The organism is Kosakonia sp. N21 (assembly GCF_050587465.1).
GTDB lineage: Bacteria > Pseudomonadota > Gammaproteobacteria > Enterobacterales > Enterobacteriaceae.
This window is the reverse complement of the sequence record NZ_JBOBHR010000015.1, coordinates 16162-33839: the sequence shown is the minus strand read 5'-3', so window position 1 is coordinate 33839 and position 17678 is coordinate 16162. Positions and strand designations below refer to the sequence as shown.

At 55.8% G+C, this 17678-nt stretch carries 14 protein-coding genes; 6 read left to right on the top strand and 8 right to left on the bottom strand.

The features are described from left to right. Nucleotides 1-4: 4 nt before the first annotated feature. From glyS to ACQ3G7_RS23645, 3 genes are all read right to left on the bottom strand, one after another. A complete protein-coding gene (glyS, locus tag ACQ3G7_RS23655) occupies nt 5-2074 on the bottom strand; it encodes a glycine--tRNA ligase subunit beta (protein WP_430892621.1) in 2070 nt (689 codons plus the stop codon). 9 nt (nt 2075-2083) lie between these two features. Next, complete coding sequence (gene glyQ / locus ACQ3G7_RS23650) at nt 2084-2995, bottom strand: glycine--tRNA ligase subunit alpha (protein WP_061492551.1); 912 nt, start codon at nt 2993-2995, stop codon at nt 2084-2086. A 136-nt stretch (nt 2996-3131) separates the two neighbouring features. Beyond that, nucleotides 3132-3431 (bottom strand): YsaB family lipoprotein, encoded by a 300-nt coding sequence (locus tag ACQ3G7_RS23645; protein WP_430892619.1) that lies wholly within the window; start codon nt 3429-3431, stop codon nt 3132-3134. A gap of 168 nt (nt 3432-3599) precedes the next feature. On the opposite strand from ACQ3G7_RS23645, the gene ACQ3G7_RS23640 reads away from it, so the two are divergent. Continuing rightward, nucleotides 3600-4595, top strand: a complete 996-nt coding sequence (locus ACQ3G7_RS23640) for an acyltransferase (RefSeq protein WP_430892617.1) — start codon at nt 3600-3602, stop codon at nt 4593-4595. Here the strand turns inward: ACQ3G7_RS23640 and ACQ3G7_RS23635 are convergent. From ACQ3G7_RS23635 to xylA, 4 genes are all read right to left on the bottom strand, one after another. After that, on the bottom strand, nt 4592-5506 hold the full coding sequence (locus ACQ3G7_RS23635; RefSeq protein WP_430892615.1) for a GlxA family transcriptional regulator: 915 nt from the start codon (nt 5504-5506) through the stop codon (nt 4592-4594). The two genes, ACQ3G7_RS23640 and ACQ3G7_RS23635, sit on opposite strands and share 4 nt — an antisense overlap. Then, entirely contained in the window at nt 5506-6042 is a 537-nt protein-coding gene (locus tag ACQ3G7_RS23630; RefSeq protein WP_430892613.1) for an isochorismatase family protein, read from the bottom strand. The genes ACQ3G7_RS23635 and ACQ3G7_RS23630 overlap by 1 nt, the downstream gene beginning before the upstream one ends. 119 nt (nt 6043-6161) lie before the next feature. Then, entirely contained in the window at nt 6162-7616 is a 1455-nt protein-coding gene (gene xylB, locus ACQ3G7_RS23625; RefSeq protein WP_430892611.1) for a xylulokinase, read from the bottom strand. 50 nt (nt 7617-7666) lie between these two features. Further along, nucleotides 7667-8989, bottom strand: a complete 1323-nt coding sequence (gene xylA, locus ACQ3G7_RS23620; RefSeq protein ID WP_430892609.1) for a xylose isomerase — start codon at nt 8987-8989, stop codon at nt 7667-7669. A 360-nt stretch (nt 8990-9349) separates the two neighbouring features. On the opposite strand from xylA, the gene xylF reads away from it, so the two are divergent. The 4 genes from xylF (at nt 9350) to xylR (ending at nt 14412) form a co-directional block, all read left to right on the top strand. Then, nucleotides 9350-10342: a D-xylose ABC transporter substrate-binding protein gene (xylF, locus tag ACQ3G7_RS23615; RefSeq protein ID WP_430892607.1), complete on the top strand. Its 993-nt coding sequence runs from the start codon at nt 9350-9352 to the stop codon at nt 10340-10342. Between the two features lie 88 nt (nt 10343-10430). Then, nucleotides 10431-11972 carry a xylose ABC transporter ATP-binding protein gene (locus ACQ3G7_RS23610; RefSeq protein WP_263098831.1) on the top strand — a complete coding sequence of 514 codons (1542 nt, stop codon included), beginning with the start codon at nt 10431-10433 and terminating at the stop codon, nt 11970-11972. Continuing rightward, entirely contained in the window at nt 11950-13131 is a 1182-nt protein-coding gene (gene xylH, locus ACQ3G7_RS23605) for a xylose ABC transporter permease XylH (RefSeq protein ID WP_263098830.1), read from the top strand. The genes ACQ3G7_RS23610 and xylH overlap by 23 nt, the downstream gene beginning before the upstream one ends. 102 nt (nt 13132-13233) lie before the next feature. Further along, nucleotides 13234-14412, top strand: a complete 1179-nt coding sequence (gene xylR / locus ACQ3G7_RS23600) for a D-xylose utilization transcriptional activator XylR (protein ID WP_061492541.1) — start codon at nt 13234-13236, stop codon at nt 14410-14412. Nucleotides 14413-14455: 43 nt separating this feature from the next. Here xylR and ACQ3G7_RS23595 read toward each other — a convergent pair whose 3' ends face one another. Further along, nucleotides 14456-15286, bottom strand: coding sequence for a protein bax (locus ACQ3G7_RS23595; protein WP_263098828.1), 831 nt, complete (start codon nt 15284-15286; stop codon nt 14456-14458). A gap of 303 nt (nt 15287-15589) precedes the next feature. Between ACQ3G7_RS23595 and ACQ3G7_RS23590 the strand changes: the two genes are divergently transcribed. Next, complete coding sequence (locus ACQ3G7_RS23590) at nt 15590-17626, top strand: alpha-amylase (protein WP_430892604.1); 2037 nt, start codon at nt 15590-15592, stop codon at nt 17624-17626. Nucleotides 17627-17678: the final 52 nt, after the last annotated feature.

Genomic DNA, 17678 nt, shown 5'->3' with positions numbered 1-17678 from the left:
ACCGTTACTGCAGCAGAGAAATATCCGCAACCTGCAGGAACAGTTCGCGCAACTTCGCCAGCAGCGTCAGGCGGTTGATACGCACGTCTTTATCGTCGGCGTTAACCATCACCTGCTCAAAGAACTCATCCACCGGCTCGCGCAGTGCCGCCAGTTCGATCAGCGCTTCCTGATAACGGCCTTCCGCAAAGTACGGTTGCAGTTTATCGCGCAGAACGACCAGGTTACCCGCCAGCTTGATTTCCGCCGCTTCTTTCAGTACCGAAGCGTGAACAGTATCGTTCAGCGTTTCATCGGACTTCGCCAGAATGTTGGAAACACGCTTGTTGGCAGCGGCCAGCGCGGCAGCTTCCTCCAGCGTACGGAAGTGAGACACCGCTTTCATGCGCGCATCGAAGTCCGCCGGTTTGGTCGGACGACGCGCCAGCACCGCCTGGATGGTATCAACGCTGTAACCTTCGTCCTGATACCAGGCACGGAAACGGCCCAGCATAAAGTCGATCACATCATCGACCACGTTGGCGTTGGTCAGCTTGTCGCCATACAGACGCACCGCTTCTTCGGTCAGGGTTTGCAGATCCAGATTCAGGTTCTTCTCGACGAGAATACGCAGCACGCCCAGTGCAGCACGGCGCAGTGCGAACGGGTCTTTGTCGCCTTTCGGATGCTGCCCGATACCAAAGATACCCGCCAGGGTGTCCATCTTATCGGCGATCGCCAGCGCACAGGCAATCGGGTTGGACGGCAGTTCATCACCGGCAAAACGCGGCTGGTACTGCTCGTTCAGCGCAACGGCAACATCTTCCGCTTCGCCGTCGTGACGTGCATAGTGCATGCCCATCACGCCCTGGGTGTCCGTAAACTCAAACACCATGTTGGTCATCAGGTCACATTTGGAGAGCAGGCCCGCGCGGGTGGCATGATTCACATCCGCGCCCGTCTGTGCGGCAATCCAGCCCGCCAGCGCCTGAATGCGATCGGTCTTGTCGCGCAGCGTACCCAGTTGCTGCTGGAACAGCACGGTTTGCAGACGCGGCAGATGATCTTCCAGACGTTTTTTGCGGTCGGTATTGAAGAAGAACTCAGCATCCGCCAGACGCGGACGCACCACTTTCTCGTTACCGGAGATAATCTGCTGCGGATCTTTCGACTCAATGTTGGCCACAAAGATAAAGTTAGGCAGCAGTTTGCCGTCGTTACCATAGACCGGGAAGTACTTCTGGTCACCCTTCATGGTGTAAACCAGCGCTTCCGCCGGAACGGCGAGGAATTTCTCTTCAAATTTCGCGGTCAGTACCACTGGCCACTCAACCAGCGAAGTGACTTCTTCCAGCAGGCTGTCGCTCAGATCGGCATTACCGCCGATTTTACGCGCTGCGTCTTCGGCATCCGCTTTGATTTTGGCTTTACGCGCCGCGTAGTCAGCAACGACTTTGCCACGCTCCAGCAGGATTTGCGGATACTGATCGGCGTTATCGATGGTGAACTCCGGCTCACCCATAAAGCGGTGGCCACGGATCACGCGATCGGAGGAAATGCCCAGAATCGTCGCAGGCACCACGGTGTCGCCCAGCAGCAGAGTCACGGTATGTACCGGACGCACGAAGTGAACGTCAGACGCACCCCAGCGCATCAGTTTCGGGATCGGCAGTTTGCCAAGGGAGGTCGCCACCATATTCGGCAGCAGCGTTTCCACGCTTTCACCCTTAACATGCGCGCGATAGAGCAACCATTCGCCTTTGTCGGTGCTCAGACGCTCGGCCTGATCAACCGTGATGCCACAACCGCGCGCCCAGCCTTCGGCGGCTTTGCTCGGTTTACCTTCAGCATCAAACGCTTGTGCAATCGCCGGGCCGCGTTTTTCGACTTCGCGATCCGGCTGCGACGCAGCCAGTTTCGCCACTTTCAGCGCCAGACGGCGCGGCGCGGCAAACCACTGGACATCACCGTGCGCAACACCCGCCGCATCCAGCTCCGCAGTAAAGTTGGCAGCGAAGGACTCGGCCAGGCTGCGCAGTGCTTTTGGTGGCAGCTCTTCGGTGCCGATTTCCACCAGGAAAGTTTTTTCAGACATGGCCGCCTCTTATTTGTTTCTGTTGCACATCGGGAAGCCAAGGGCTTCACGGGAAGCGTAATACGCTTCAGCGACTGCTTTGGTCAGCGTGCGGATGCGCAAAATGTAGCGCTGACGTTCCGTCACGGAGATGGCTTTACGCGCATCCAGCAGGTTGAAGCTATGGGCGGCTTTCAGAATGCGCTCGTAAGCAGGCAGCGGCAGCGGGTTTTCCAGTGCCAGCAGTTGCTGTGCTTCTTTTTCATACTGCTCAAAGCAGGTGAACAGGAAGTCGACATCCGCATATTCGAAGTTGTAAGTGGACTGCTCCACTTCGTTCTGATGGAACACGTCGCCGTAGGTGGTTTTACCCAGCGGGCCGTCGCTCCAGACCAGGTCGTAAACGCTGTCTACGCCCTGAATGTACATCGCCAGACGTTCCAGACCGTAGGTAATTTCGCCGGTCACCGGTTTGCACTCAAGACCGCCAACCTGCTGGAAGTAAGTGAACTGTGTCACTTCCATGCCGTTGAGCCACACTTCCCAGCCGAGTCCCCAGGCGCCCAGCGTCGGGTTTTCCCAGTTATCTTCCACGAAACGAATATCGTGAATGGTCGGGTCCATACCCAGCTCTTTCAACGACCCGAGATACAGCTCCTGGATGTTGTCCGGAGAGGGTTTAATCACCACCTGGAACTGGTAATAGTGCTGTAAGCGGTTCGGGTTTTCGCCGTAGCGCCCGTCAGTCGGACGGCGGGAAGGCTGCACATACGCGGTGGCCATAGGTTCAGGCCCTAATGCGCGCAGACAGGTCATCGGATGGGAGGTGCCGGCGCCGACTTCCATGTCCAGAGGTTGAACAATGGTGCAGCCCTGGCGAGCCCAGTAATCCTGTAAGGTCAGGATCAGGCCCTGAAAGGTCCTGGTATCAAACTTTTGCATATTATTTCGTGCTGGATACGTGTGGATTTAAAGGAAGCGCCCAGTATACCCGCTGGCTGCAAGATATACAGTACGAAACGGACCTGTTTAAGGAAAATTGGGGAAAACGGAGAGGATAAGGCCGTTGCCAGCCTGATTAGCGCATCGAAAGGTGTAAAAATTGGCCTTCCGAATCAAAAGCGCAGACAAATGCTTCACGGCGGGGCGTTACGCCGCGCATCTCATAGCTGCCCTGGAACTGTTCAAAACCGGTCACATCAATCTGCTGCGCGCCGGTGTTGTAGCGATGCGCGGCGTTTTGCCGACACAGTTGCTCCATTTCCAGCGAGTGTAAGGGTCCGGGTTTTGCTTTTTGCGCTTTCTGTACGGGAATATCCTGGGATGCGCTGCATCCAGCTAACAACAGCACAAGTATCAGGGCGAAACGCTTCATCATTTTTATTACCGCCCTGTTCGCAGGCTGTTATTTTTAAAGGTCAGGAAACACAATTTTTGCAAATCTGTGGAAAACTGCACAAGCGCTAACGGGAAAACTCGGAATTATCCAACGCGACAGGCGAAACAACCGCGAGTCAGAGAGTATTTAATGGAACCAGAGGAACAGATGCAGTCGAAAATTTACTGGATAGATAATCTGCGAGGGATAGCCTGTCTGATGGTGGTGCTGATCCATACCACCACCTGGTACATCACCAATCCTGGCAGTGTGACCACTTTCGACTGGGGTGTTGCCAATCTCCTGAACTCGGCTTCTCGTGTTAGCGTACCGCTGTTTTTTATGATCTCCGGCTACCTCTTTTTCGGCGAACGTAGCGCACAGCCGCGTCACTTCTTACGCATCGCTCTCTGCCTGCTGTTTTACAGTGCTATTGCGCTGCTCTATATCGTGCTTTTTACTTCTATTAACAGTGAGTTATCGTTGAAGTATCTGCTGCAAAAGCCGGTGTTTTATCACCTGTGGTTTTTCTTTGCGATTATCGTGATGTATCTCGTTTCACCGCTGATTCAGGTGAAAGCGGTCAGCGGCGGGATGCTGCTGGCGCTGGTGGTGGTGCTGGGTATTGTGGCGAACCCCAATACTGTGGCGCAGAAAGTCGACGGGTTTCGGTGGTTGCCGATCAATCTCTATATCGGCGGCGACACCTTCTACTACATCCTCTACGGTATGCTGGGGCGCGCAATTGGCATGATGCACACGCAACGACGCGCGCTCACTTGGGCTAGTGCGGCCCTGTTCGTCCTGGCGGTGTGGGTGATTTCACGCGGGACGCTACACGAGCTGAAATGGCGCGGGAATTTCGCCGACACCTGGTATCTCTACTGCGGCCCGATGGTGTTTCTGTGTGCTATCGCCCTGTTTACAGTGGTCAAAAATACGCTGAACAACCGCACGTTACCCGGCTTAACGCTCATTTCGCATCATTCTCTGGGGATTTACGGCTTTCATGCGCTGATTATCCACGCGCTACGCACCCGCGGTATCGAGCTGCAACGCTGGCCGCTGCTCGACATTGTGTGGATCTTCACCGCCACGCTACTGGCGAGTCTCGCGCTCTCGATGCTGGTGCAACGCATCGACAGACGCCGTTTGGTTAGTTAAACCCCCCGCGCCCGCGCACGGTGTAACTGGCGCGGGGAGGAGAACCCGGCCGCCAGCGCAGCCTGCTCCGCGCCATGCCCCTGCAATAGCCACTGTTCGGCAATGACCAGCCTGAGTTGCTCCAGATAGTCGCGAACGCTGATCCCCAGATGCTGCTGAAACAGACGCGTTAAATGACGCGGGCTGACATGCGCCCGCCCGGCGATCTCTGCCAGTTGCCACGCCCGCTGCGGCTCAGCCGTCAGCGCATCCTGCGCCCGGTGGATAGCCGGATGCAGGTGGTTGCGGTAACGCAGCCACGGTGAAATCTGCGGATCGTCGCCGGAGCGGCGGAACCAGACCACCATTTCCCGCGCCACCGCCAGCGCCGCTTCCGGCCCGCTTAGCCGGTTAATCAGATGCAACGCCAGATCGATACCCGAGGTAATGCCCGCGCTGGTCCAGATGCTGCGATCTTCGATGAAAATACGGTTTTCTTTGACCTGTGCGGCGGGGGCGACCGCACGCAGACGCGCAATCACATCATGGTGAGTGGTGCACTGAATGCCATTCAACAGCCCGGCTTTTGCCGCCAGCACGGAACCGGAACAGACACACATCAGGGTGATTTTCTGGCTGTGGATCAGCGGTTGTATGCGCATCAGCCAGTGACGCACCAGGTCTGCCTGCGGGGTATCGAAGAAACGCGAGGAGTCGAACACCCCAGGCAGCACCAGCAGGCTTCCTTCCGGCAGCGTCTCCGGCAGTGGCGCAATATTGCCCATCGTCAGGCCGATGGAGGTTGGCACCTCCACTTCCGGCCCGATGTAGTGCAGGCGAAACGCATCGGCCAGCGCAAAGGTCTCCGCCGGGCCAGTCATATCCAGCGCCAGTACACCGGGTAACATTACAAACCAGACATCAGTGGTCATCAGCGTTCCAGTATCTCGTCAACGGTTTTAATGGCGGCAAAGCGGCCTTCCAGCACGGTTTCCGTGCGGTGGCGCAGCGCGTTACAGTCAAGCGTAATGCCTTTATGCGTCATCGGGAAGGTCAGTGTCGCTTCGCTGACGAACGTCACACGATAGCCCAGATCCGACGCCACGCGTGCGGTGGTTTCGCAACACTGCTCGGTGCGGAGCCCACAAATAATCAGATGATTGATATCACGCGTGCGCAGCCAGTAATCCAGGCCGGTATCGGTAAACGCATTATGCACATGTTTGTAGAAGGTGACCGCTGGCTGATGCTGTAAAAACGGCATCGGTGCCACAAAGCCGCTATCGAGAGAAAACGGGCCACTGTCGGACACATGGAAAATATCCACCACCGGGACACCGCGTGCCTGACAACCGTCGATCAGCGCCAGAATGGCTTGCTGAAAAGCAGGGAAATCACTCTCCTGCCAGTAGTCGCGGTGGAAAAAAGATTGCTGAGTGTCGATGTTGATAAGGGCGGTGCGTGACATTTCAGGACTCCTTGCTCAGTGGGTGTAATACCATTCTGGCAAGGAGTTTCCTGTCTGCTAAGACCAAAAAAGGACAACGTCATGTTGATTCAGGCCCACCATCACGGCAGGCGCAGAAGTTACGACATCAATGGCAGCAATTGCTGATAGATGCGCCGGAAGGTCTCCCGCCGTGAGGCGTAGTGGGCATGACGCGCGGCATCCGGCGTATGTTGCTGCTCAATGGGAAGCTGCGGCAGAAGCGTTGCCAGCGGCGTGTGCGGGTTAATGGCGATTTGCGCCAGTTTTGCCGCTCCCAGCGCCGGACCGACATCGCCGCCGGTGCGATAATCAAGCTGCAACCCGCTGATGTTTGCCAGCATTTGCCGCCACCAGGCGCTACGTGCGCCACCGCCGATTAGCGTAATGCTTTGCGGCGCTACGCCGCAGGAGTGCACCACATCCATGCCATCCGCCAGCGCATACCCGACGCCTTCGAGCACCGCGCGGGCCAGTTCACCTTGCCCATGCTGATGAGTCAAACCAAAGAACACGCCTTTCGCCTGCGGGTTATTATGCGGGGTGCGTTCCCCGGAAAGGTAGGGTAAGAACCACAGGTCGCCAGCGTTATCGTCTGCCTGTTCCGCCGCGCTAATCAGCGCCGGAACCGACCCTAACCCCGTCAACTTCGCCGCCCAATCCAGACAGGATGCCGCGCTAAGCATCACCGACATCAGGTGCCAGCGCCCCGGAAGGGCATGGCAAAAACTGTGAACCGCGCTTTCCGGTTTGCTGAGGAAGCCTTCACTCACGGCAAAATAGACGCCGGAGGTGCCGAGCGACAGCATCGCCTGACCGGCATCCGCCATGCCCACCCCCACCGCGCCTGCGGCATTATCACCACCGCCCGCCACGACCGGCACAACCGGCATGGCCCAGCGCCGTGCGACTTCCGGCAGCAGTTCACCGGTTATTTCGCAGCCTTCAAACAACGCGGGCATTTGCGTGCGGGATAAGTGACAGGCGGCGAGCATCTCATCACTCCAGTCACGCTTTGCCACATCCAGCCACATCGTTCCCGCCGCGTCGGACATATCGCTGGCAAATACGCCAGCCATACGCAGGCGCAGGTAATCTTTTGGCAGTAAGACCTTCGCCACCCTGGCAAAGATATCGGGTTCGTGGCGCTGCACCCACAGCAACTTGGGCGCGGTAAAACCCGGCATCATCAGATTGCCGGTAATGGCGCGGGAATTTTTCACCTGCGCTTCCAGTAAGGCGCACTCTTCAGCGCAGCGACCATCGTTCCACAAAATGGCCGGGCGCAGTACACGGTTTTCGCTATCCAGCAGCGTTGCGCCATGCATCTGCCCGGCAAGGCCGATGGCTTTCACCTGCGCCAGCGAATGCGCCGCGCCAAGCGCCTGAATCGCGCTGTCCGTTGCCTGCCACCACTGTTCGGGATCCTGCTCCGACCAAAGAGGATGCGGGCGCGAGACGCTGAGTTTTTCCGTATGAGAAGCCAGCACATCGCCCTGCTCGCTTAACAGAATCGCCTTTACGCCAGAGGTGCCGAGATCGATCCCGATATACATAGTGACCACTCCTTTTGTTCTGCGCCGCGTTGCCTGCGGCGCAGCACCAGTTATTTATCGAACAGGTAGTAATTGACCAGGTTTTCCAGCTGTTCTTGATGACCGCTCTGATGGTGCGGCGTCAGGTTCTGCTGCTCAGCGTACTTCGCCAGTTCCGCCAGGCTAAGCTGCCCCTGCAAAATTTGCTGGCCCAGTTCACCATTCCAGCCCGCATAACGCTTCGCGACGCGTTTATCCAGCTCACCGTCTTCCACCATCCGCGCCGCCACTTTCAACGCCAGCGCCATCGTGTCCATTGCGCCGATATGACCGTAGAAGAGATCGTACTTATCAGTACTCTGACGACGCACTTTGGCATCGAAGTTCAACCCACCGGTGGTGAAACCGCCCGCTTTCAGGATTTCATACATCACCAGCGCGTTCTCTTCGACGCTGTTCGGGAACTGGTCGGTATCCCAGCCCAGTTGCGCATCGCCGCGGTTAGCATCCACAGAGCCAAACAGCCCCAGCGCAATGGCGGTGGCGATTTCATGATGGAAGGAGTGGCCCGCCAGCGTGGCATGGTTAGCTTCGATATTCAGTTTAATCTCTTTCTCCAGACCAAACTGTTTCAGGAAGCCATACACCGTCGCGGCGTCATAATCATACTGATGCTTGGTTGGTTCCTGCGGTTTCGGCTCAATAAGCAGCGTACCGCGGAAACCGATTTTGTGTTTATGCTCGACCACCATCTGCATAAAGCGGCCAATCTGTTCGCGCTCCTGGCGCAGATCGGTATTGAGCAGGGTTTCATACCCTTCACGACCGCCCCACAACACATAGTTTTCGCCGCCGAGCTTGTGGGTCGCATTCATGGCGCTCACCACTTGCGTCGCCGCCCAGCTAAACACCTCAGGGTCCGGGTTAGTCGCCGCCCCTGCGCCATAGCGCGGATTGGTGAAGCAGTTCGCCGTGCCCCACAGCAGTTTCACGCCGCTTTGTTGCTGTTTTTCACCCAGCACATCCACCATTTGCGCGAAATTGTTCAGATATTCCTTCAGCGACGCGCCTTCCGGGGAGACGTCCACATCATGGAAACAGTAGTAAGGCACATTCAGCTTGTGGAAAAACTCAAAGGCAACATCCGCTTTGCGCTTCGCCTGCGCCAGCGCCTCGCCCGGCTGCTGCCACGGGCGGTCAAAAGAGCCAACGCCAAACATATCCGCGCCATTCCAGCAGAAGGTATGCCAGTAGCAGGCAGCAAAACGCAGGTGATCTTCCATACGCTTGCCAAGCACTAACTCATCCGGATTGTAATGACGGAACGCTAAAGGATTGGCTGTTTTCGGTCCTTCATAACGAACGCGATCCAGCTGGTCGAAATAGGTTTGCATAATGAGCTCCATTGACAGATATGCTTCGAGTGTTCAAGTCTGCATTAATACTGGGTCCTCGTGCTGCGTTGCTCAATTACGTTATTTCACACTGCCATTGAGAGAATGCGCAAACGTGCGCTGGCTCGCAAAATAATGTGTGTTACCGCTGCGGTGCGTATTCCCGTTTTTTATGCAAAATCGGTTTTTCTTTTTTTAAAATAAGATCGTGGTCATAAATCAGGAAATAAACCAAAAAACGTAATGCCCGGATAAAAATCTGTAATTGCCAGCCTGAGATTATGCGTTAAGAATTTGCTCGTCCAAAGCAGTGCATGTTTCTTTTATCTCGCTCACCACCCTACAAAAGGTATTACTATTATGAAGATAAAGAACCTTTGCCTTACTCTCTGCGCCTCCCTGCTGCTTGCAAGCGTCGCCGGTCATGCCAAAGAGGTGAAAATCGGCATGGCGATTGACGATCTCCGTCTGGAACGCTGGCAAAAAGATCGCGATATTTTTGTTAAAAAAGCAGAATCGCTCGGCGCCAATGTGTTTGTTCAGTCCGCCAACGGCAATGAAGAAACACAAATGTCGCAAATTGAAAATATGATCAACCGTGGCGTTGATGTGCTGGTCATTATTCCTTACAACGGTCAGGTATTAAGTAATGTCGTGAAAGAAGCCAAGCAGGAAGGAATTAAAGTACTGGCTTACGATCGCATGATTAATAATGCCGATATCGATTTCTATATTTCTTTCGATAATGAAAAAGTGGGGGAATTACAGGCGCAAAGCCTGGTCAATAAAGTCCCTCAGGGGAATTACTTCCTGATGGGCGGTTCGCCGGTGGATAATAACGCCAAGCTGTTCCGCGCCGGGCAGATGAAAGTATTAAAACCCTATATCGATAGCGGGAAAATTAAAATCGTCGGCGATCAGTGGGTCGATGGCTGGCTACCGGAAAATGCGCTGAAAATAATGGAAAACGCATTGACCGCCAATAACAACAAAATAGACGCAGTGGTTGCTTCTAACGATGCGACCGCAGGCGGCGCAATTCAGGCATTAAGCGCACAGGGGCTGGCAGGCAAAGTGGCGATCTCCGGCCAGGATGCCGACCTGGCAGGGGTGAAACGCCTGATTAACGGCAGCCAGACCATGACCGTCTACAAACCGATTACCCAACTTGCCAACACGGCGGCGGAGATCGCCGTCGAACTGGGCAATGGCAAACAACCGAAGGCGGATGCTTCGCTGAATAACGGCCTGAAAGATGTTCCGGCTCGCCTGCTGACCCCCATCGAGGTGACCAAAGACAACATCGACGCGACCGTTATCAAAGACGGTTTCCATCAGAAGAATCAGCTCTGACCACGGTGGCGCGCCGTTTCCGTTGACAGGCGCGCCCTCCGCCATTTCTTTCGGGCGCTGTAATACCAGCGAATGACGTGGAGCAGCCATGCCTTATTTACTCGAAATGAAGAACATCACCAAAGCCTTTGGCGCGGTAAAAGCCATCGATAATGTCAGCCTGCGGCTTAATGCGGGCGAGGTGCTGTCGCTGTGCGGCGAAAATGGGTCGGGCAAATCCACACTCATGAAAGTGCTGTGCGGGATCTATCCGGCGGGAAGCTACGAAGGGGAGATCGTCTTTTCGGGCGAAACCCTGCAGGCCACCCATATTCGCGACACCGAACGCAAAGGCATTGCCATCATCCATCAGGAACTGGCGCTGGTGAAGCATCTGACGGTGCTGGAGAATATCTTTCTCGGTACGGAAATCACCCGTAACGGCGTAATGGACTATGACCTGATGACGCTACGCTGTGAAAAACTGCTCAAACAGGTCAGCCTTGCCATTTCGCCTGATACCCGCGTCGGAGATTTAGGCCTTGGGCAGCAGCAACTGGTGGAAATCGCCAAGGCGCTGAACAAGCAAGTAAGACTGTTGATCCTCGATGAGCCCACCGCTTCGCTCACCGAGCAGGAAACCGCCATCCTGCTGGATATCATTCGCGATCTGCGCAATCACGATATCGCCTGTATCTATATTTCCCACAAGCTCAACGAGGTCAAAGCGATATCGGACGTGATCAGCGTGATTCGCGACGGTAAGCACATCGGCACGCGCGACGCAGCCGGGATGAGTGAGGACGATATCATCACCATGATGGTCGGCCGCGAACTGACCGCGCTGTACCCTAATGAACCTCATGCCACAGGGGATGAGATCCTGCGGGTCGAACACCTCACTGCCTGGCATCCGGTTAACCGCCATATCAAACGCGTTAATGACATCTCCTTTAGCCTGAAGCGTGGCGAAATTCTCGGTATCGCCGGGCTGGTCGGCGCCGGCCGAACCGAAGCGGTGCAGTGCCTGTTTGGCGTCTGGCCAGGGCGCTGGGAAGGCAGCATTTACCTCGACGGTCAGCCAGTGCAGATTTCTAACTGCCAGCAGGCTATTGCTCACGGTATTGCCATGGTGCCGGAAGATCGTAAAAAAGATGGCATTGTGCCGGTGATGGCGGTCGGCAAGAACATTACGCTGGCGGCCTTAAACCAGTTTACCGGCGCGTTAAGCAGCCTGGATGATGCCGCGGAACAAGCCTGCATTTTGCAGTCCTTACAGCGTCTGAAAGTCAAAACCTCCTCGCCAGAGCTGGCGATTGGTCGCCTCAGCGGAGGAAACCAGCAAAAAGCCATTCTTGCCCGCTGTCTGTTGCTCAACCCGCGCATTCTCATCCTTGATGAGCCAACGCGCGGCATCGACATCGGCGCGAAGTACGAAATCTACAAACTGATTAACCAACTGGTGCAGCAGGGGATTGCCGTCATCGTTATCTCATCTGAACTGCCCGAAGTGCTTGGGCTAAGCGATCGGGTGCTGGTGATGCACGAAGGCAAGCTAAAGGCCGATCTTATCAATCGTAATCTGACCCAGGAGCAGGTCATGGAAGCGGCGCTGAGGAGCGAACATCATGTCGAAAAGCAACCCGTCTGAAATCAAGTTATCCAGCGCATCGCCGGGGGTCTTCTCCGGGCTAAAATCCCTTAATTTGCAAGTATTTGTGATGATTGCGGCGATTGTGGTGATCATGCTGTTCTTTACCGGCATGACCGACGGCGCTTACCTGAGCGCACGCAATATCTCTAACCTGCTGCGTCAGACCGCCATTACCGGCATCCTGGCGGTGGGCATGGTGTTTGTGATTATTTCCGCCGAAATCGACCTTTCCGTTGGCTCAATGATGGGCCTGTTGGGGGGCGCAGCGGCGATTTTCGATGTCTGGCTCGGCTGGCCGCTGCCGTTGACCGTGGCGGTCACACTGGTGCTCGGTTTACTGCTGGGTGCGTGGAATGGCTGGTGGGTGGCATACCGCAAAGTCCCGTCGTTCATTGTCACGCTCGCCGGGATGCTGGCATTTCGCGGCGTGCTGATCGGCATCACCAACGGCACCACCGTTTCCCCCACCAGCGCAGCTATGTCGCAAATCGGTCAAAGCTATTTGCCCGATGGCGTCGGCTTTGGTGTCGGCTTACTGGGGCTGGTGGTCTTTGTGCTGTGGCAATGGCGCGGGCGCCTTCGTCGGCAGTCTCTCGGCCTGACGACACCGGCCTCCACCGCCGCCGTTGGCCGTCAGGCCATTATTGCGGTCATTGTGCTTGGCGCCATCTGGTTGTTGAATGACTATCGCGGCGTCCCGACGCCGGTTCTGCTGCTGGCTTTCCTGCTGCTGGCCGGGATGTTTATGGCGACCCGCACCGCCTTTGGCCGACGTATTTACGCCATCGGCGGCAACCTGGAAGCGGCGCGCCTTTCTGGCATCAATGTGGAACGCACCAAACTGGCGGTGTTTGCCATTAACGGTTTGATGGTGGCAATCGCCGGGCTGATCCTGAGCTCGCGCCTCGGTGCTGGCTCACCCTCTGCGGGGAATATCGCCGAACTGGACGCCATCGCCGCCTGCGTGATTGGCGGCACCAGCCTGGCAGGCGGGATCGGCAGCGTAGCGGGTGCAGTAATGGGGGCGTTTATTATGGCCTCGCTGGATAACGGTATGAGCATGATGGACGTACCCACCTTCTGGCAATACATCGTGAAGGGAGCGATATTACTGCTGGCGGTATGGATGGATTCCGCCACCAAACGTCGGGCCTGAGTACGACGAATACAGGGACGATCACACTGCCGGATCTTTTTTATCCGGCAGTGTGCTGAATATGGTAATCAGAACTGACGAATCTTCAGGAAGCGAATCGACATGTTTGAGAAACGCCATCGCATCACGCTGTTATTCAATGCCAACAAAGCCTACGACCGCCAGGTTGTTGAAGGCGTTGGGGAATATTTGCAGGCGTCACAATCGGAGTGGGATATTTTTATTGAGGAAGACTTTCGCGCTCGCATTGAAAACATCAAAGAGTGGCTTGGCGACGGAGTGATCGCCGATTACGACGACCGTGAAATCGAGCGCCTGCTGGCGGATGTCGATGTCCCCATTGTCGGCGTTGGCGGCTCCTATCACATCCCCGAACACTATCCTCCGGTGCACTACATCGCCACCGACAACTTTGCGCTGGTGGAAAGCGCATTCCTGCATCTGAAAGAAAAAGGCGTACACCGCTTCGCCTTTTACGGCCTCCCCGCCTCCAGCGGCAAGCGCTGGGCTGCTGAACGGGAGTACGCGTTTTGCCAGCTGGTGGCGCAGGAAAAATACCGCGGCGTGGTGTACCAGGGGCTGACCACCGCGCCGGAAAACTGGCAGCATGCGCAAAACCGGCTGGCGGACTGGCTGCAAACACTGCCACCGCAAACAGGCATCATCGCAGTGACCGATGCGCGCGCACGCCATGTATTGCAAGTGTGCGACCATTTGCATATTCCGGTGCCGGAAAAGCTGTGCGTCATTGGTATTGATAACGAAGAACTCACCCGCTATCTCTCCCGGGTCGCCCTCTCTTCCGTAGCCCAGGGCACGCGGCAGATGGGGTATCAGGCAGCAAAACTGCTGCACCGCCTGCTGGATAATGAAACCCTGCCGCTGCAACGCCTGCTGGTGCCGCCGGTGCGCGTGGTAGAGCGGCGTTCTACGGATTACCGTTCACTGAACGATCCGGCGGTTATTCAGGCCATGCACTATATCCGCAACCACGCCTGTAAGGGCATTAAAGTGGATCAGGTGCTGGATGCGGTAGGGATTTCGCGTTCGAATCTGGAAAAGCGCTTTAAAGAAGAGGTGGGAGAGACGATTCACGCGGTGATTCATGCGGAGAAGCTGGAAAAAGCCCGCAGCCTGCTGGTGTCGACATCGTTGTCCATCAACGAAATCTCACAGATGTGCGGCTACCCGTCGCTGCAGTATTTCTATTCTGTGTTCCGCAAGGAGTATGACAGCACGCCGAAAGACTATCGCGACCGCTACAGCGAAGTCCTGATTTAGCGCACAAAGAAAAATGCCTTCCGGGTGGAAGGCATTTCGCAGATTACATATGAGAGGCGATTAACTGCTGATTGTCCTGATACATGGCAAACAGGTAGTTATTGTAACTGGCGCCCCGGGTCGAATAACCCTGCAGCTTATGGATCATGTTGGTCGCTGTCACTTCCTGATCCGCTTTACGCAACTGTGCCCGTGACTTACGGAAAGAGGCGTATGCCGAGTGCGTATTCAGGTTGGTGACATAGGCGTCAACAGACTCCTGCACGGACTCAAAGTGAGAGTAACCTTTCACCTTACCCGGACCATTTTTACATGCCCCTTTGGCGCACTTCATACCAAACAGGTTGTTGTTGGTCCGCGCCAGCTTCGAGGTTCCCCAACCGCTTTCCGCTGCCGCCATTGTCGCCACCATGCTGTCCGGGATGATGTCCACACGCTCCAGCAGCACGTTCCACGGAATACGGCGTGTATTCCCGGACCAGCTCACTTTGTAGCGTGCGGTCAGATCCTTCAGACGCGTGCGTTCGGCAGGCGACCACTGACTGTCGTATTGTTTGCTAAGCAACCAGTTACGCTCGGCGGCAATCGCTGAGTTTTTGCTGGTGATATAAGGCATTACCGTCCGGAGAAACGCTTTTTTCCTTGGGGTTCCGGAAGGGTATTTTCGCAAATCAGGAAGTGAACGACTATTTACACTATTGCGAGAATACTCTTGTTTACTGCTTGCCTGTTTTTTTACGCTTGCCTTAGTGACGTGGGCTTTGTGACTCGCTGTTTCTGCTGTGTGTGTCTTTGCCAGCACCCCCCCTGAAAACATCAGGGTGAAAAACATGAGTATCGTCGCCCCAGGTCGTCGCATGGGTATCGATATCATTAAGTCTCCTGGTCGGATATGAACATTCCAACACCTTCTTTTTTGCACAATTTTGAGAGCTGAATCTCAAATCATACCAAAAATAGCCTGCAAGAGCACGTACAGAAATAATCCAATTCCGAAACCATGTCACGGGGAAACTGCACATAAAACGGACAATCTCGCGTAAATGTGGTGTTTATCGCAAATAAACCGGGTTCGATCCCCCTTTCCTCTCCTCCCCCGCAATACGCCTTGCGGGAGGAGTTACCCGTCCGTCCACCGTGGCAAACTGAGTCAAAATCGCTCTGTCAGGGACTGCATATGAAACACGCCGCGCTGTTACTGCTTTTTTTGCCCACGCTCGCCCTCGCCGACTGGACTGCCAGCGGTTTCCCGCCATTCAGCAGCAGTGGTACAGGCGTCTGGCACAGTGAAGCGGCGCTGAAAAAAGGCGCGCAGTCCTTTACCTTGCAGGATGGTCAACAGTGCTGGCAGCCTGCGGACAGCATTAAACTGAATCAGACGCTGTCGCTGATCCCCTGTACCGGTCACGCGCCACAGTGGCGGATCTTCCGCGATGGCGATTACCGGTTACAGATCGATACCCGCTCCGGTACACCCACGTTGATGCTCAATGTGAAAAATGACGCTACGGCGACGCCTGCCACCGCACAGCGTCAATGCCCGGTTCGCAACGACAAACCGCTCACCATTGCGGTAGGCAACACCTTCGCGGAAGGCAGCCAGGTACGGGACTTTTACAGCCAGCGCACCGCTACCGTGCGCGATGGCAAGATCACCCTACAGCCAGCCGCAAACAGCGATGGCTTATTACTGCTGGAGTCAGCAGACACGCAAGGCGCAGCACCCTTTCAGTGGCACAACGCGACCGTCTATTTCGTGCTGACCGACCGCTACGTCAATGGCGATCCAGGCAACGATAACAGCTACGGTCGGCATAAAGATGGCTTGCAGGAAATTGGCACCTTTCACGGCGGCGACCTGAAAGGACTCACAACCAAACTGGATTATCTGCAACAGCTTGGCGTTAACGCGCTGTGGATAAGTTCACCGCTGGAACAGATCCACGGCTGGGTGGGCGGTGGAACCAAAGGGGACTTTCCTCATTATGCCTATCACGGTTATTACACCCAGGACTGGACCCGTCTCGACGCCAATATGGGCACCGAAAACGACCTTCGTACGCTGGTGGATGAAGCGCACAAACGGGGGATCCGCATCCTGTTTGATGTGGTGATGAACCACACTGGCTATGCAACGCTGGCGGATATGCAAACCTTCGGCTTTGGCGCGCTCTATCTGAAGGAGGGTGAACGCGAGAAGATCCTTGGTCAGCACTGGACAGACTGGCGTCCTGCGGCCGGGCAGAGCTGGCACAGCTTTAACGATTACATCAACTTCAGCGATAAAACCGCCTGGCAAAACTGGTGGGGTAAAGCGTGGATCCGCACCGACATTGGCGATTACGACAACCCCGGCTTTGACGATCTGACCATGTCGCTGGCGTTTCTGCCCGATCTGAAAACCGAATCCACCACGCCTTCTGGTCTGCCGGTCTTTTACCGGCACAAACCCGATACCCACGCCCAGGAAATCAGCGGCTTTACGCCACGGGATTACCTCACCCACTGGCTGAGCCAATGGGTGCGTGACTATGGCATTGATGGCTTTCGCGTGGATACCGCCAAACACGTTGAACGGGATGCCTGGCAACAATTAAAAACGCAGGCGACACAGGCGTTAGCGGAGTGGAAGCAGGCCAATCCACAGAAGAAAATCGACGACGCGCCCTTCTGGATGACCGGGGAATCCTGGGGCCACGGCGTGATGCAGAGCGACTATTACCAGCATGGCTTTGATGCGATGATCAACTTCGATTATCAGGAGCAGGCGGCAAGCGCTGTGCCCTGTCTGGCGAATATGGATACGGTCTGGCAGCAGATGGCTGATAAATTGCAGCGTTTCAACGTGCTGAGTTACCTCTCCTCGCACGATACCCGCCTGTTCCGCGAGGGGGGCCAGCAGGCGGCAGAACTTCTGCTGCTCGCTCCGGGCGCGGTGCAAATCTTTTACGGTGATGAATCGGCGCGTCCCTTTGGTCCCACCGGTTCGGACCCGCTGCAAGGCACGCGCTCAGACATGAACTGGCAGGATCTGAACGGCAGCGCCGCACAGAGCCTGCGCCACTGGCAGACGCTGGGCCAGTTCCGGGCACGTCATCCGGCGCTAGGCGTAGGGAAACAGACAACGCTAACGCTGCCGCAGGGTTACGGATTCGTTCGCGAATCGGGCAACGACAAAGTGATGGTGATTTGGGCCGGGCTGGCGCAGCACTGAGTCATAAGGCAAATATCAGCATATAACTCCACATTACAGAACTTAATAAGAA

Coding starts and splice junctions, on each gene's coding strand:
- glyS (WP_430892621.1), bottom strand. CDS start 2,074: ATGTCTGAAAAAACTTTCCTGGTGGAAATCGGCACCGAAGAGCTGCCA.
- glyQ (WP_061492551.1), bottom strand. CDS start 2,995: ATGCAAAAGTTTGATACCAGGACCTTTCAGGGCCTGATCCTGACCTTA.
- ACQ3G7_RS23645 (WP_430892619.1), bottom strand. CDS start 3,431: ATGATGAAGCGTTTCGCCCTGATACTTGTGCTGTTGTTAGCTGGATGC.
- ACQ3G7_RS23640 (WP_430892617.1), top strand. CDS start 3,600: ATGCAGTCGAAAATTTACTGGATAGATAATCTGCGAGGGATAGCCTGT.
- ACQ3G7_RS23635 (WP_430892615.1), bottom strand. CDS start 5,506: ATGACCACTGATGTCTGGTTTGTAATGTTACCCGGTGTACTGGCGCTG.
- ACQ3G7_RS23630 (WP_430892613.1), bottom strand. CDS start 6,042: ATGTCACGCACCGCCCTTATCAACATCGACACTCAGCAATCTTTTTTC.
- xylB (WP_430892611.1), bottom strand. CDS start 7,616: ATGTATATCGGGATCGATCTCGGCACCTCTGGCGTAAAGGCGATTCTG.
- xylA (WP_430892609.1), bottom strand. CDS start 8,989: ATGCAAACCTATTTCGACCAGCTGGATCGCGTTCGTTATGAAGGACCG.
- xylF (WP_430892607.1), top strand. CDS start 9,350: ATGAAGATAAAGAACCTTTGCCTTACTCTCTGCGCCTCCCTGCTGCTT.
- ACQ3G7_RS23610 (WP_263098831.1), top strand. CDS start 10,431: ATGCCTTATTTACTCGAAATGAAGAACATCACCAAAGCCTTTGGCGCG.
- xylH (WP_263098830.1), top strand. CDS start 11,950: ATGTCGAAAAGCAACCCGTCTGAAATCAAGTTATCCAGCGCATCGCCG.
- xylR (WP_061492541.1), top strand. CDS start 13,234: ATGTTTGAGAAACGCCATCGCATCACGCTGTTATTCAATGCCAACAAA.
- ACQ3G7_RS23595 (WP_263098828.1), bottom strand. CDS start 15,286: ATGATATCGATACCCATGCGACGACCTGGGGCGACGATACTCATGTTT.
- ACQ3G7_RS23590 (WP_430892604.1), top strand. CDS start 15,590: ATGAAACACGCCGCGCTGTTACTGCTTTTTTTGCCCACGCTCGCCCTC.